This window comes from Streptomyces hebeiensis (genome assembly GCF_052983195.1).
In genome coordinates, this window is the sequence record NZ_CM129812.1 from 173,189 (window position 1) to 186,493 (window position 13,305).

Here is a 13,305-nt window from a genome sequence, read left to right on the forward strand (position 1 = left end):
GACCACTCCCTTGGATGACAAGGAACCCCGCATGAACCGCACCGACACATCGATGGACGCCCTCCGGCAGGCCGGTGACGAGCTCGCCGACGCCACGGTCGCCGCACTCTTCGAACGCGGGGAGGTGGGCACGTTCAACACCCTGATGCGCTACGTCTCCACCTCCGGCGCTCCCCTGCCGGAGGGGCTGCCCGATGTCGCCCGGGAGTACCTCGAGGTCACGAGCGCCCCGCCGGCCTGGGTCGACTGGGGCGAGATGGAGAAGGCGCGGCTGTTCTTCCTCGACAACAACGTCCACATCACCACCGCCCTGTCCTTCGCCTCCATGCCCGCCTGCTACCTCGTCCCGCACGTGGCGAAGCTGCTCTCCACCACCCACGGGCTGGAGTATCCGTCCAAACGCATGGCGGAGACGGGTCAGTTCACCGTCTATCTGATGCGGCCCGACGCGTTCGAGGCAGGCGGCCGGTTCGTGCCCGCCGCCCAGAAGGTCCGTCTTCTGCATGCCTCCATCCGCCACCACCTCACGGCTGAGAACCGGTGGGACACCGCGACACTCGGCACGCCGATCTGTCAGGAGGACATGATCGGCGGACAGATGTTCTTCTCGTTGCTCGTGCTGGACAGCCTGCACCGCCTGGGTGTCCACATGTCGACGGAGGGGGCGGAATCCTATTACTACGCCTGGCGTGTGGTCGGTGCCATGCTGGGCATCGACCAGGACACCGTCCCCAGGACTCTCGAGGATGCCCGCCGGTTCCTGGACGACTACATGCTGCGGTACATGGGGCCCTCCGAGGAGGGCACGCGCCTGACCCGGCAGCTCATCGACCTCTACGAGGAGGTCGTGCCCGGGACCTTCTTCGACCCGGTCGTCTCCGCTCTCGTTCGCCACCTCGTCGGAGACACCTGCGCCGACTGGCTCCAGGTGCCCCGCACCGCGTGGGACACCCTTGTCAGGGCCGTGCCCCACCTTCTCGGCGTACTGGAGAGCGTCGAGGACCGCTCGCCCCTCGGCGCCTGGGCGTTGGACCGCCTCGGTCACCTCACCACCGTCTTCGAGCTGTCCTCGCTCACCCGCGGACGTGTCATGCACTACGCCATTCCCGAACACCTCCGGAAGGACTACGGCGTGTCCGGCGCGGTGCCCCGCACCCGCCGGTGGACGCCGCCGGCCGCCACGGTCTCCGAGTGACGCGCGCGCTCCGCTCCGCCCGCCCCGGGGCGGGCGGGAATCACACGTCCCGGCCGCTTCCGCCGCCGCCCGCGGCGGCCTTGATGCCCCGGGTGATCTCGTCCATCACCGACAGCTCGGGCGCCTTGTCGTTCACGTCGAAACCGGACCGCACGACGACCATCAGCCGGGGTGTGGCGGGCGAGGGGAAGGCGAGCGACTGGACATAGCCGTCGTCCCCCTTGGCCGTGACGACCTTCCACCGCACGAGGTAGCCCTTCTGCCCGGCGACGGTGACTTCCTCGGCCTTCAACTCCTCGTGCGAGGAGATCTCTCCGTAGGTGTCGCCGCCGTAGGACTCCTCGGCGTTGGCCTCGATGTCCTGCTCGGCAGCCGCCTTCGCCGTGGCTCCCTTGATCTTCAGCGCGGCGGCCGGCGCGCTGAACACCCCACCGCGCACACACTGCTGGGACGTCTCACCGGGGCAGGCGTAGGTCCCGGTGGTCACGCCGGCGCCGACGGGGCCGGATTCGCCCTTCCAGCCGTCCGGCACGGGGATGGCTATGCCGCTGGCCGCGTCGGTTGCGTAGCCCTCCTCGGTCCGCGGCTGTCCGGGCGAGTCGCCTTCGCCGTCCGGGCCGCCCGGTTCCCGCTGTCCGTCGTCGGGGGCCTGGCCTTCCTGCCCCGGCCGCGACGGGGCCGCCGAGGCGCCCGAACGGGCCTCGGCCGCCGGGCTGTCGCCGTCCGTGCCCTGCCCGAGCAGATAGAACCCGCCCGCGACGGCCAGCACCACCACGGAGGCGATGACGCCGACGGCGACCCGGCGCCCGCGCCCGCCCGGAGACCCCGGCGGGGACGGCGGGTAGGGCGGCGGGGCGGGCGGTCCCCACGCGGCGGAGGCGGCGGGGGCGGGAGCGCGCAGTTCGTCGGTCCAGACCGCCCCGTCCCACCACCGTTCCTGGCGGGGACCGTCACCTGAGTGACCCGGGTCGGGATACCAGCCGGGCGGAGTCGTATGCGTCACAGCCCCAGCCTAAACACACTCTCTTAATATGCGATAAGAGGCCCATGAGAATCCTTGCCGGCACGGACCGGTGCGGCGACTCCAACCGGCCCTCAGATCACCGTTGTCGGGGTGTCCGGGGTCGCGGGCAGGGCCCGCAGCCAGTCCACCAGGATGCGGTTGACCTCCTCGGCCCGCTCCTGCTGCACCCAGTGTCCACACCCCTCGAGAACGTGGCAGGACACCAGCCCGGGCAGAGTGGTCGGAAAGGCCGCGATCGCGTCCCCCATCCATGTGGTGGAGGCGTCCCGCGTGCCGCCGATGAACAGCGACGGCTGGGTGATCGGCGCCCCGTGCCAGGCTGCCAGGTCCTCCCAGTCCCGGTCGACGTTGCGGTAGCGGGCCAGGGCCCCGGTGAGACCGGTACGCTCGAACTCACCGGCGTAGACGTCGAGGTCGGCCTCGGAGAGCCAGGACGGCAGCGCGGTGCCCCGGGCCGGGAAGCGGTCGGCCATCTTCCCGTCCCTCGGCACGAAGAACAGCGCCCCCTCGCCGCCCTCCGGCATGGTGTCGCCCGAGATCCCGGTGTAGAAACCGGCCAGCCACGCGCGCACATCGGGCTCGATCTCCGCCTCCGCCCGGCCCGGCTCCTGGAAGTAGCTCACGTAGAACTCGTCGTCGCCGCCGACCCTCGCGAAGGCGTCGCTCGGCCGGGCCCCGTCGCGCGGCGCGTATGGCACGCTCAGGAGCCCGACGGCGGTGAAGACGTCCGGCCGCAGCAGCGCCGAGTTGGCGGCGATGGGCGAACCCCAGTCGTGTCCCACGACCGTCGCGGTCGTGGCTCCGAGCGCGCTCACGACACCGGCGTTGTCGGCGACATGGGCCAGCATCCGGTACGCGTCCACCGCACGGGGCTTGGCCGAACGCCCGTACCCGCGCACGTCGACGGCCACCGCGCGAAAGCCCGCGGCGGCGAGGGCCGGGAGCTGGTGGCGCCAGGAGTACCACGACTCGGGGAACCCGTGCACCAGGAGCACCAGCGGCCCGGTGCCCTGCTCCACCAGATGGATGCGGCCCCCGGGGACGTCCACCAGCCGGTGCCGGGCTTCCGGGACAGTCGGCGCGATCGGCGCGATCGGCGCGATCGGCGCGGGGGTGACGGCGGGCTGCTGCATCGGCTGCTCCTTGCGCGAGGTCGTCGGCGCTTCGGAACGGCGGCGCGCGACGTGTTCGGGCCCCAGCATGCGAACGCCGCTCACACCTCGGCGACTTTTGTTGCCGAATCGGCAAGAGGTGCCGGAGCCGCGCCGTGGCACGCGGCGAACGCGGTATCGCCGTACGGAGGGGGCGGCGGCGCGCTGGAGCGTGAGCGGAGCAGGCGGGCCCACGGTCAGCCGGGCTCCGGTTCCTCCCTGACCACCTGTTCGGGCCGCTTGTCGTCACGCAGGCCGAGGAACCGGGGATGCCGCAGCATGCCGTCCCGCGTCCACTCCGTGAAGGCGACCTGGGCGACGAGTTCCGGCCGGACCCAGTGCGGGCGCGGCTCGCGCACCCGGTCGGCGAACGGGGAACGGGGGGCGGCCAGACCGTCGAGGGTGCCGCGCAGTCCCACCAGCGTCGCCCGGTCGAAGCCGGTGCCGACCTTGCCCGCGTACCGCAGCCGGCCCTCCTCGTACGTGCCGACGAGCAGCGCGCCGAAGCCGATCCGGCCGCCGGCCCCCGCCGGTTCGGTGAAGCCTCCGACGACGAACTCCTGTCCTCGGGCGCACTTGAGCTTCAGCCAGTCCGGGGAACGTCGGCGGACGTAGCGGCCCCCTGCCCGCTTGGCGATCAGCCCCTCCCAGCCGCGCGCGCAGGCCGCATCCAGTTGTTCCTGTCCGCCCTCGTTGCGGTGCGGCGTGAAGCGGAGGGGAGCGCGGAAGGCCACGGCGCGGCGGAGCAGCGACTTGCGGGTGCGCAGCGGCAGCCGGGTGAGGTCGTAACCGTCCAGGCGCAGCAGGTCGAAGAGGTAGTACGTCACCGCGACCCCGCTGGCGCGCGCCCGCGCCGCGTCGGTGATCTGCATGCGCCGCTGGAGCAGGGCGAAGTCGGTCCGCCCGCGCGCGTACGCGACGATCTCACCGTCGACGGTGAAGTCCCGGCACTCCTGGGCGCTCAGCGCGTCGATGATCTCGGGATAGGTGGTCTGCACGGCGCGTCCGCTGCGGGACAGCAACCGCGTGCGGTCCTCGTGGCGCGCGCCCAGCGCCCGGACGCCGTCGAGCTTCCGCTCGAAGAGCCAGTCCGCCCCGAAGACCCGCCGGTCGCTGAGGACGGCGAGCATGGGCGGCATGGCGAGTTCGTCGCCGGGCGCGGCAGGTCTGAGCAGGCCGCGCTGGGCGGCCGGCAACGTGTCCAGGAGCCGGCTCACCATGGTTTTCCCGCCGGGGCGCGTCGCGAGGGCCCCGGCTCGCCCCGTACGCACACGTACACGCCGCTCCCATTCCCGCTCCCAAGCCGTAGGTGCTGCGCCCGACACGACCAATCTCGCAGCGGCGCCCGGCCCTCGCGACCCGAGGGGGCCCGACGGCGCACGCGGCGCGGGTGTGACGCGGCAGGCACACGCAGTACGGGAAGGGGCGGGAAACGGCGGCCAAGGGCGGGAAGGCAGGGAGCGGAGCGGATGGGCGGGCGGGGGTTACGAGCGGGCCCCGGCCGTCGGCACGATCCCGCGCACCACTCCGAGGTCCACGAGGTCCTGCGGGCGCAGCCGGAGCCGGCCGGCCACCTCCCGGGTCTCCTCCACGGGGCGTTTGAGGATCGCCGTGGCGGGTTCCGGGGCGATGACGGAGAAGTAGCTGTCGGCGGTGACCCAGGTGTTGCCCGGGGCGGACAGGGCGAGGGCGCCACCGGAACCGCCCTCGCCGATCACGAGGGTGGTCAGCGGCACCCGGGCGGTGGCCACGGCCTGGAAGAGATCCGCGATCGCCGCGCCCGCGCCCGAGCGCTCCGCCTCCGCGTCATTGGCCGCGCCCGGCGTGTCGACCAGGGTGAGGACCGGGATGCCCAGCCGGTCGGCGAGCCGGACCAGCCGGGCGGCGGTGCGGTACCCCGCCGGGAGGGTGGCGGTGCCGGCCTGGGCCGCGTACGCGACGGGCCGTCCCTCGCGCAGTCCGAAGCCGCACAGCATGCCGGGGTCCCTGCCGCCGCAGCGGTCCCCGGTGATCTCCGCGCGCTGTTCGAGGTAGGCGTCGAGGTAGGCGGGGGCCCGGGGTCGATCGGGTGACCGGGCGCGAAGCACCGCCTGCCAGCCGGTGGCGGGCGTACCGCCGAGGCCGAGCCCGGCGGGTGGTGGCAGGGCCTCTCCGGCCGGGCCGCTCAGGATCGTCGCGCCGGAAGCAGCGCGCTCCCCTCCTCCGCCCGCCGTCAGGAGCGTCAGCCAGCGCCCCACGGTCGTACCCAGTTCGTCCGGGTCCACCAGCGCATCGACGTGTCCGGCGGCGAACTGCGCCCGCGCGGTGTACGCGTACGGGTCCGCGTCCGCCGGCCGTACGCGCGAGCCCGCGAAGCCGATCTGGGCGTCGGGCAGCGCGAGCACGACATCGGCGCCCGCGCCCAGCGTGGCCCAGCCGCCCCCGGTCGTGGGATCGCGCACCACCGCCAGCTGGGGCAGCCCCCGCGCCCGGGTCAGCGCGGACTCCCCCGCCACGCGCTGGAGCTGGAGCAGTGCGCGCATGCCTTCCTGCATCCGGCTGCCGCCGGTGGCGATCAGTGAGACGACCGGCAGCCCCTGGGCGCGTGCGTGGCGGTGCGCGGCCACCAGGCGGTCCCCCGTCCGTTCTCCCAGCGAGCCGCCGAGGAAGCCGAACTCGAAGGAGATCAGGACCGCCCGTGTCGTGCCCACGCGCGCGGTGCCGCAGACGACGGACTCCTCCTCGCCGGTGCGCGCCCGGGCCCGGGCGCGCACCGCGTCGTACCCCGGCCAGCCGAGCGGCCCGTCCGGTGCCTCGTCCGCCGCGCCGCCCGTCACTCCGTCAGGAGCGGGCAGTTCGGCGAAGGTGCCGGCTTCGGCGAGGGCCGCGACCGCCTCGCGCGCGCTCAGCCGCTCAGGCATGGAGGGCCCGCTTCATGATCTTGCCCATGTCGTTGCGCGGCAGGGCCTGGAGGTAGCGCACGGTGCGGGGCCGCTTGTGGGCGGCGAGCTGCGCGGCCACGTGGTCGGCCAACTCCTCGGCGGACGGCGGTTCCTCGGCACGCGCGGGAACGATCCAGGCGACGACGCGCTCCCCGAGGTCCGGGTCGGGCTCACCGGTCACGGCCGCCTCGCGCACGCCCGGGTGCTCCAGGAGGACGTTCTCGATCTCCCCGGCGCCGATCTTGTAGCCGCCGCTCTTGATCAGGTCGGTGGCCTTGCGGCCGACGATGCGGACCTGGCCGTCGGGGTCGCGTACGGCCATGTCCCCGGTGCGGAACCAGCCGTCGACGAAGGCCGCCTCGGTCGCGTCGGGGCGGCCCAGGTACTCGGTGAAGAGGTTCGGGCCACGCACCTGGATCTCGCCGACCGTCTCGCCGTCGTACGCCTCGACGGCCGCGTCCGACTCGTCCACCAGCCGCAGCTCGACGCCCTTGAGCGGTACGCCGACCGTGCCGGGGCGCGGTTCGCCGTCCACGCGCACGCTGGTGTTCATCAGGGTCTCCGTCATGCCGTACCGCTCGATGACCCGGCGTCCGGTCGCCTCGGCGATCCGCCGGTGGTCGTGTACCGGCAGGGCGGCGGATCCGGAGACGAGCAGCCGGGCGCCGGCCAGGGCCTTCGCCAGCGCCGGGTCGCCGGGAAGCGCCTCGGCGACCCGGTGGTACATGGTCGGCACACCGAAGAGCATCGTGGCCCCCGCCGTCAGTTCCCGGGCGACGGCCTCGGTGTCGAACCGGCCCAGGTGACGTACCGAACCGCCACGGCGCAGCGGGCCGAGGACACCGAGGATCAGACCGTGGACATGGAAGAGGGGCAGGGCGTGCACCAGCACGTCGTCGGCGGTCCACTGCCAGGCGTCCTCCAGGGCGTCCAGCGTGGCGGCGACGGCGCGGCGCGGGAGGACTGCGCCCTTGGGCGGGCCGGTGGTGCCGGAGGTGTAGACGATCAGTGCGGGCGCCGACGGGGACGGCTCGGGCGGCAGGGGCACGGGGACGCCCCCGGGCCGTCCGGTCCCCCGCGCCGTCGCGGCCACCCGGGGCAGCGCGGCGAGTTCCGGCGGGAGCACCGCGTCCGGTTCCGCGACGACGAGATCGGGGGCGCTGTCCGCGACGATATGGGCCAGCTCCCGTGTGCCGCTCTTGGGGTTGACCGGCACGACGGGCACTCCGGCCAGCAGCGCGGCCACCACTCCCACCGCCGTACCGAGCGTGGGCGTGGCCCAGACCGCGATCCGCCGCGCCCCGGCGACACGGGTGGCGAGCGCGCCGGCCGCGTCGGCCAGCTCCGCGTGGCTGAGCGTACGGTCGCCGAACCTGAGGGCGGGCCGGTCGGAGCGTGCGGCGAGAGCCGGGAAGAGAGGGGACACGCGTCGTTCTCCTTGCTGTGGACGCCGGGGGCGCGATGGACGAGTCCGAACGGTCGGCATCAGCCGTTACCCGAAGCCTGGCACGACCAGGACGAGCCAGACGGCGGCGGGCACCGCCGCCACCACGATCCCGCCGTACACCATCAACTGCCGGAAGAACCGCTCGCGGTCCACGTCCGGCGCGGCGGCCAGGACCAGGGCGCCGTTGGTGGAGAAGGGGCTCACGTCGACGACGGTCGCGGAGATGGCGAGTGCCGCGACCATCCCGATGGCGCCGATCTCCCCCTGGGCGAGGAAGGGCACGGCCAGCGGGATGAGCGCGCCCATGATGCCGACGGAGGAGGCGAAGGCGGAGACGAGGGCGCCGATGTAGCAGAGCAGGACGGCGGCGAGGAGGGGGACACCGATGTCGCTGACGGCGTTGCCCGCGTAGTCGATGGTGCCCATCTCCTCCAGGACACCGACGTAGGTCAGGACGCCGCAGATGAGCAGCACGGTCGGCCAGGCGATCTGGCTGACGGCCCTGCGGCTGGTGTCCGGCCAGAACGCGCTGAGCAGGACGGCGAGGGTGACGGAGGACAGCCCCGCGTCGAGGTCGAAGCCGAGGACGGCGACGACGAGCGCCACCAGCGCGCCCAGGGTGGCGATCCGCGCGGGAGTGAGCTGTTCGGCCTCGGGTCGGTCGGTCTCCTGCCGTTCGGTCTCCGGCCGGCCGTCCTCACCCGCGGTGCCCACGGTCCACCGCTTCGCCCCGTCCTGTCGGGAGGAGAGTTTGAGCCCGCCGCACAGGACGAAGACGACACCGGCTATCAGCACATTGGCCACGAGGGAGGCGAGGAACAGGGTCAGCTCGCTGCCGGGCAGCTTCTCGCGGGCCACGATGCCGTTGACGATGGAACCGTAGATGCTGATCGGCGAGAATCCGCCGCCCTGCGCTCCGTGCACCACCATCGCGCCCATCAGCAGCGGGCTGATCCCGTGCCGCGCGGCGAAGCTCAGGGCGATGGGCGCGACGATCGCCACGGCCGCCGGGGAGACGGCACCGATACCGGTCAGCACACCGGCGACCGCGAACATCACCCATGGGATCAGCGCGATCCGGCCGCGCACCAACCGGATCGCGGCATGGACCAGCCAGTCCGTGGTGCCGTTGGCACGCGCGATCGCGAACAGGTACGTGACCCCGACGAGGACCACGAACAGATCGCCGGGGAAACCGGCGAAGATGCCGTCCGCGTCGAGGCCGGCGACCAGCTGGCCGACGCCGAACGCGGCGGCGAAGGCGAGAGCGCCCATGTTGATGGAGCGGGTGGTGGCGATCACGAAGACCACCACCAGCACGAGGATCGAGATCAGTTCGGCGGACATGGCGGGGCTCCCGTCCCTGGGTCCCTGAGGCTGGCCGAATACGACTGGCCAAGTGGCTGAACCACAGTGGACGGGGGCTTCTCCGACCGTCAAGGGATCGGACAGAATTGGCTCAGCCACCTGACCGGCCGGTGCACTCGCCGGGAGGGGCGCTAGGCTGCCGGTCACAGGCATCGGGAGAAACCGGTCAAGCGTCCGGTCAGGGATTGGGGGTCCGGATGTCCGACGCGCTGCGGCCGATGGCCCGGCAACGGCTCTACGAGCAGGTGCTCGACCGGCTGCGCAGCTATGTCGCCGAGGCGGACCTGGCCGCGGGCGACCGGCTGCCACCCGAGCGGGAGCTGGCCCAGCGGCTCGGCGTCAGCCGGGCCTCGGTCAAGCAGGCGATCGTGGTGCTGGAGGTACAGGGCCTGGTCGAGGTGCGGCACGGCGGCGGCACCTACCTCACCGGGAACAGCCTCGAACCCGAGCCGGTCGAGCGACTGGTGGAGCGCAGACGCCGGCTCCCCGACGTACTGGAGGCCCGCGAGGCGCTGGAGACCAAGCTGGCCGAACTCGCCGCGGAACGCCGCACGGAAGAGGATCTGGCGGCGCTGCGCGACGCGCTGCGCCACATGGCCGACGAGATCGAGGCGGGCGGCCTGGGCGTGGAGGGTGACCGGCTGTTCCACGCCGCGGTGACGGCCGCCGCGCACAGCGCGCTGCTCGCGGAGTTCATGCGGTCGATCTCGGAGCAGATCGCCGAGAGCCGCACGGAATCCCTGCGTCAACCGGGCCGCCCCGGACGGTCGCTGGCCCAGCACCGGGCGATCCTGGACGCGATCACGGCCAGGCGGGGCAAGGCGGCGGCCACCGCGATGCGCCGGCATGTGCGTACGGTCGCGAAGGTGCGCCTGCTGGACTGGAACCCGGAGGACGAAAGCCGGTAGGACGCCCGCGGCACGGGGTCAGGACCTCGTGCCCCGTGCCCCGTATCAGTTGAACGTGTCGGGGTCCGGGCCGGTGCGCCGGCCCTGGTCGAGCGTGCTGATCGCCGCCATGTCGCTCTCCGAGAGCGCGAAGTCGAAGACGTCGATGTTCTCCCGGATGCGCGCGGGCGTGGCGGACTTGGGGATGACGACGTTCCCGAGCTGGAGGTGCCAGCGCAGCACGATCTGCGCCGGCGTCTTCTCGTGGCGGGCGGCGACCTCGACGATCGCCTCGTCCTGGAGCAGCGCGCCCTGCGCCAGCGGGCTCCATGCCTCGGTCGCGATGTCGTGCTGAGCGTGGAAGTCCCGCAGTTCCGCCTGCTGGAGGGCGGGGTGCAGTTCGATCTGGTTCACGGCCGGGACCACCGAGGTCTCGTCCAGGATCCGCTGGAGGTGCGGGGACTGGAAGTTGGACACACCGATGGCGCGGGCCCGGCCGTCGGCCAGCAGCGTCTCCAGCGCGCGCCAGGTGTCCACGTAGCGGTCGCGCGCCGGCGTGGGCCAGTGGACGAGGTAGAGATCCACGTGGTCCAGGCCGAGCTTGCGCAGGCTGGTGTCGAACGCGGCGAGAGCCGAGTCGTAGCCCTGCGCGTCGTTCCAGAGCTTCGTGGTGACGAACAGTTCCTCGCGGGGCAGGCCCGAGCCGGCGAGCGCGCGGCCCACGCCCTCCTCGTTGCCGTAGGCGGCTGCCGTGTCGACGCTCCGGTAACCGGCCTCCAGCGCGGCCAGGACCGTGTCGGCGGTCCGGTCCGGTGCGACCTGGAAGACACCGAAGCCGAGCTGCGGAATCCTGACGCCGTTGTTGAGCACGATGTGAGGGACGGAAGCCATGATGGTGGTCCTCTTCTCTCGCTCGACGTTTCCCCGGTGCCCGGCCCGGGACGCTCGGGGCCCACCGCCTGCCACCAACGTAAACGAGGTCTGCCCGCCTCACCGGGTCACCGGCGCCGGATGGGGAGACACTGACCTTGGTGACCCCGGCGGGTCCCCACCGCCGCCGGGGGAAGGTCACCACGGCGGTTCACACGGAGCAGGGAACGGACTGATCCCATGGGCGAGTTGATCCTGGTGCGGCACGGCGAGACCGCGTGGTCCCTGTCCGGTCAGCACACCAGTCACACCGACCTGCCGCTGACCGAGCGCGGCGAGCATCAGGCCCGCTCCTTGGCCCCGCTGCTGCGCGCGCACCGCATCGCGCTCACCCTGGTCAGCCCCATGGCCCGGGCCCGGCGCACCGCGGAACTGGCCGGTCTCGACGCCCCGCGGACCGAGCCCGAGCTGCACGAGTGGGACTACGGCGGCTACGAGGGAGTCACGACGGACGAGATCCACCGCACGCGCCCCGGCTGGGACCTGTGGACCGACGGTGCGGTGCCGGGTGCCGACGCGGCGGGCGAGAGTCCGGTGGAGGTCGGCCACCGCGCCGACCGGGTGCTCGCCGCGGCGCTGTCGGCGCTCGACAGGGACGAGGGCGACGTCGCCCTCGTCTCGCACGGCCATTTCCTGCGCGTCCTGACCGCGCGCTATCTGGGGCTGGCCCCGGCCGCGGGGGCGCTCTTCCAGCTGGCCACCGGAACCTTGTCCCGGCTCGGTACGGAGCACGGCCGTCCGGTGATCACCGGATGGAACCTCACGCTTCCCGAGAGCGTTCTCCGCACCGCTCTCCAGGAAGGACGGCGCCCGGCCTGACCGGTTCCCGGCCCCGGAACGCCTCTCGCGCTCCGGGCGAGCGGCGCGTGCGCCGGTGGGCGGCGGCGGGTCGCGGCGACCCGCGGCGGAAGTCCGGCCCACCGGTCCGCGGCACACGCGCTCGCGCGCCACGCACCGGTGGGAGAGCCCGGGGCCGAGCGAGGTCGGCCCCGGGCTAATCGGGTCAGGAGGGGAGGATGTTCTCCGCCTGCGGGCCCTTGGCGCCCTGGGTGACGTCGAAGGTCACCTTCTGGCCCTCCGAGAGCTCACGGAAGCCGGACATCGAGATGTTCGAGTAGTGTGCGAAGACATCGGGGCCACCGCCGTCCTGTGCGATGAATCCGAACCCCTTCTCCGAGTTGAACCACTTCACCGTTCCACTGGCCATTGCTCAGTCTCCGTTCCGAGGGACACATGACGGCGCCCGCACCACACGGGCACCGGAGGTGATCGCCCTGGTCCCCGACAGACGCTGAACAGCACAAACGCCCGTGACGGCACGTCACGGGCGAGCGGTACTTCGGAACCACGACAGCTGATCACGACGCTACCGTGCGCGAAGCGATCCAGCCACAGAAACAGCCAACTCTTGCGTCTGTGGCGCGTAATCGGCCCATGACCGAGGGCCACGACCACCCATTCGTACCAATTGCCGCCAACGGGGGTGCGCACAGGCGCGCAACCGTCGGTCGCACAGCTCCGTACGGCGCGAAATGATCAGCCCGGACAGCGCCGTACGAGTGACGCCGTAAACAATTTTGCGGATCCTGCACTTTTGCATACTCTGCATCTCGTGAGAACGGAAGGCACGGTCCTGGGACTGCGCGAGCGCAAGAAGCGGGCGACCCGCAGGGCCCTGGCCGAGGCGGCCGTGCGGCTGGCGGCCGAGCACGGCGCGGAGAATGTCACCGTCGAGGCGATCAGTGAAGCCGCGGGGGTTTCGCCACGCACATTCTTCAACTACTTCGACACCCATGACGACGCTTTCGTCATGATCGACCGGGATGTCGGGGAGCGGGTACGGCGCGCCGTGCGCGAGGCGCCGGCCGACCGGCCCCCGCTCGAGGTGGTGCGCGACGCGTTCGCCGCCGAGTTGATGAACGTGGAGGAGCAGCAGGAGATCTGGCGGCTGCGGGCCACGGTGCTCCAGCGCTCGCCTCACCTGCTGATCCGCGGCATGGGCGCGCACATCGCCGACGAGATCGCGCTCGCCGGGGCCATCGCGGGACGCGACGGGGCGGCCACCCCGGCAGTGCCCCCGACTGGGCGGCGGCAGCCACCGTGCGCGGAGCGCCCCGCTCCGGGGCCGTTCCCCGACACCTCGCACCTGGACCTCTACCCGAAGCTGCTGGCGTCCGTCGCCAACACGGCCGTACGGGTCTCCGCCGAGCACTGGTGCGCCCAGGCCCAGGCGGAAACGCCGAGTCCCGCGGCGTTCCTCGAAATCTTCCACGACGTCTTCGATCAGCTGGCCGCCGGGCTGCCGCAACCAGAGCCCGGCGACCGACCATCCAAGGATTCAAGAAGGACACCTTGAGTACAACGCAGGCGCCCGACCAGGCG

General features: G+C 72.5%; 12 protein-coding genes. 4 read left to right on the plus strand and 8 right to left on the minus strand.

All coding sequences use genetic code 11. The features are described 5' to 3' along the window. Positions 1 to 31: 31 nt before the first annotated feature. Positions 32 to 1,195 carry an oxygenase MpaB family protein gene (locus tag ACU6P3_RS00725; protein ID WP_447195417.1) on the plus strand — a complete coding sequence of 388 codons (1,164 nt, stop codon included), beginning with the start codon at positions 32 to 34 and terminating at the stop codon, positions 1,193 to 1,195. A 40-nt stretch (positions 1,196 to 1,235) separates the two neighbouring features. Here the strand turns inward: ACU6P3_RS00725 and ACU6P3_RS00730 are convergent, their stop codons facing one another. The 6 genes from ACU6P3_RS00730 to ACU6P3_RS00755 form a co-directional block, all read right to left on the minus strand. Next, a complete protein-coding gene (locus ACU6P3_RS00730; protein WP_447195418.1) occupies positions 1,236 to 2,198 on the minus strand; it encodes a DUF2510 domain-containing protein in 963 nt (320 codons plus the stop codon). A gap of 92 nt (positions 2,199 to 2,290) precedes the next feature. Next, entirely contained in the window at positions 2,291 to 3,352 is a 1,062-nt protein-coding gene (locus ACU6P3_RS00735) for an alpha/beta fold hydrolase (protein ID WP_447195419.1), read from the minus strand. Positions 3,353 to 3,567: 215 nt separating this feature from the next. Continuing rightward, positions 3,568 to 4,587, minus strand: coding sequence for a non-homologous end-joining DNA ligase (gene ligD / locus ACU6P3_RS00740; protein WP_447198169.1), 1,020 nt, complete (start codon positions 4,585 to 4,587; stop codon positions 3,568 to 3,570). Between the two features lie 267 nt (positions 4,588 to 4,854). Continuing rightward, positions 4,855 to 6,270 carry a carboxyl transferase domain-containing protein gene (locus ACU6P3_RS00745; RefSeq protein WP_447195420.1) on the minus strand — a complete coding sequence of 472 codons (1,416 nt, stop codon included), beginning with the start codon at positions 6,268 to 6,270 and terminating at the stop codon, positions 4,855 to 4,857. Further along, a complete protein-coding gene (locus ACU6P3_RS00750) occupies positions 6,263 to 7,717 on the minus strand; it encodes an acyl-CoA synthetase (protein ID WP_447195421.1) in 1,455 nt (484 codons plus the stop codon). The genes ACU6P3_RS00745 and ACU6P3_RS00750 overlap by 8 nt, the downstream gene beginning before the upstream one ends. A gap of 66 nt (positions 7,718 to 7,783) precedes the next feature. Then, entirely contained in the window at positions 7,784 to 9,085 is a 1,302-nt protein-coding gene (locus ACU6P3_RS00755; RefSeq protein ID WP_447195422.1) for an SLC13 family permease, read from the minus strand. 218 nt (positions 9,086 to 9,303) lie between these two features. On the opposite strand from ACU6P3_RS00755, the gene ACU6P3_RS00760 reads away from it, so the two are divergent. Further along, positions 9,304 to 10,014: a FadR/GntR family transcriptional regulator gene (locus ACU6P3_RS00760; RefSeq protein WP_447195423.1), complete on the plus strand. Its 711-nt coding sequence runs from the start codon at positions 9,304 to 9,306 to the stop codon at positions 10,012 to 10,014. Positions 10,015 to 10,059: 45 nt separating this feature from the next. Here the strand turns inward: ACU6P3_RS00760 and ACU6P3_RS00765 are convergent, their stop codons facing one another. Next, positions 10,060 to 10,884, minus strand: a complete 825-nt coding sequence (locus ACU6P3_RS00765; RefSeq protein WP_447195424.1) for an aldo/keto reductase — start codon at positions 10,882 to 10,884, stop codon at positions 10,060 to 10,062. Between the two features lie 219 nt (positions 10,885 to 11,103). Here ACU6P3_RS00765 and ACU6P3_RS00770 point away from each other — a divergent pair, with 219 nt between their 5' ends. Next, positions 11,104 to 11,742, plus strand: a complete 639-nt coding sequence (locus ACU6P3_RS00770) for a histidine phosphatase family protein (RefSeq protein WP_447195425.1) — start codon at positions 11,104 to 11,106, stop codon at positions 11,740 to 11,742. Between the two features lie 184 nt (positions 11,743 to 11,926). On the opposite strand, the gene ACU6P3_RS00775 is transcribed toward ACU6P3_RS00770, so the two are convergent. Then, positions 11,927 to 12,130 (minus strand): cold-shock protein, encoded by a 204-nt coding sequence (locus tag ACU6P3_RS00775; RefSeq protein ID WP_030742703.1) that lies wholly within the window; start codon positions 12,128 to 12,130, stop codon positions 11,927 to 11,929. Between the two features lie 396 nt (positions 12,131 to 12,526). On the opposite strand from ACU6P3_RS00775, the gene ACU6P3_RS00780 reads away from it, so the two are divergent. Beyond that, positions 12,527 to 13,279, plus strand: a complete 753-nt coding sequence (locus ACU6P3_RS00780; protein ID WP_447198170.1) for a TetR/AcrR family transcriptional regulator — start codon at positions 12,527 to 12,529, stop codon at positions 13,277 to 13,279. Positions 13,280 to 13,305: the final 26 nt, after the last annotated feature.

Bases quoted from the DNA above. Each gene is read 5' to 3' on its own strand.
- ACU6P3_RS00735 (WP_447195419.1), bottom strand. From the start codon at position 3,352: ATGCAGCAGCCCGCCGTCACCCCCGCGCCGATCGCGCCGATCGCGCCG.
- ACU6P3_RS00770 (WP_447195425.1), top strand. From the start codon at position 11,104: ATGGGCGAGTTGATCCTGGTGCGGCACGGCGAGACCGCGTGGTCCCTG.
- ACU6P3_RS00765 (WP_447195424.1), bottom strand. From the start codon at position 10,884: ATGGCTTCCGTCCCTCACATCGTGCTCAACAACGGCGTCAGGATTCCG.
- ACU6P3_RS00755 (WP_447195422.1), bottom strand. From the start codon at position 9,085: ATGTCCGCCGAACTGATCTCGATCCTCGTGCTGGTGGTGGTCTTCGTG.
- ACU6P3_RS00745 (WP_447195420.1), bottom strand. From the start codon at position 6,270: ATGCCTGAGCGGCTGAGCGCGCGCGAGGCGGTCGCGGCCCTCGCCGAA.
- ACU6P3_RS00725 (WP_447195417.1), top strand. From the start codon at position 32: ATGAACCGCACCGACACATCGATGGACGCCCTCCGGCAGGCCGGTGAC.
- ACU6P3_RS00775 (WP_030742703.1), bottom strand. From the start codon at position 12,130: ATGGCCAGTGGAACGGTGAAGTGGTTCAACTCGGAGAAGGGGTTCGGA.
- ACU6P3_RS00760 (WP_447195423.1), top strand. From the start codon at position 9,304: ATGTCCGACGCGCTGCGGCCGATGGCCCGGCAACGGCTCTACGAGCAG.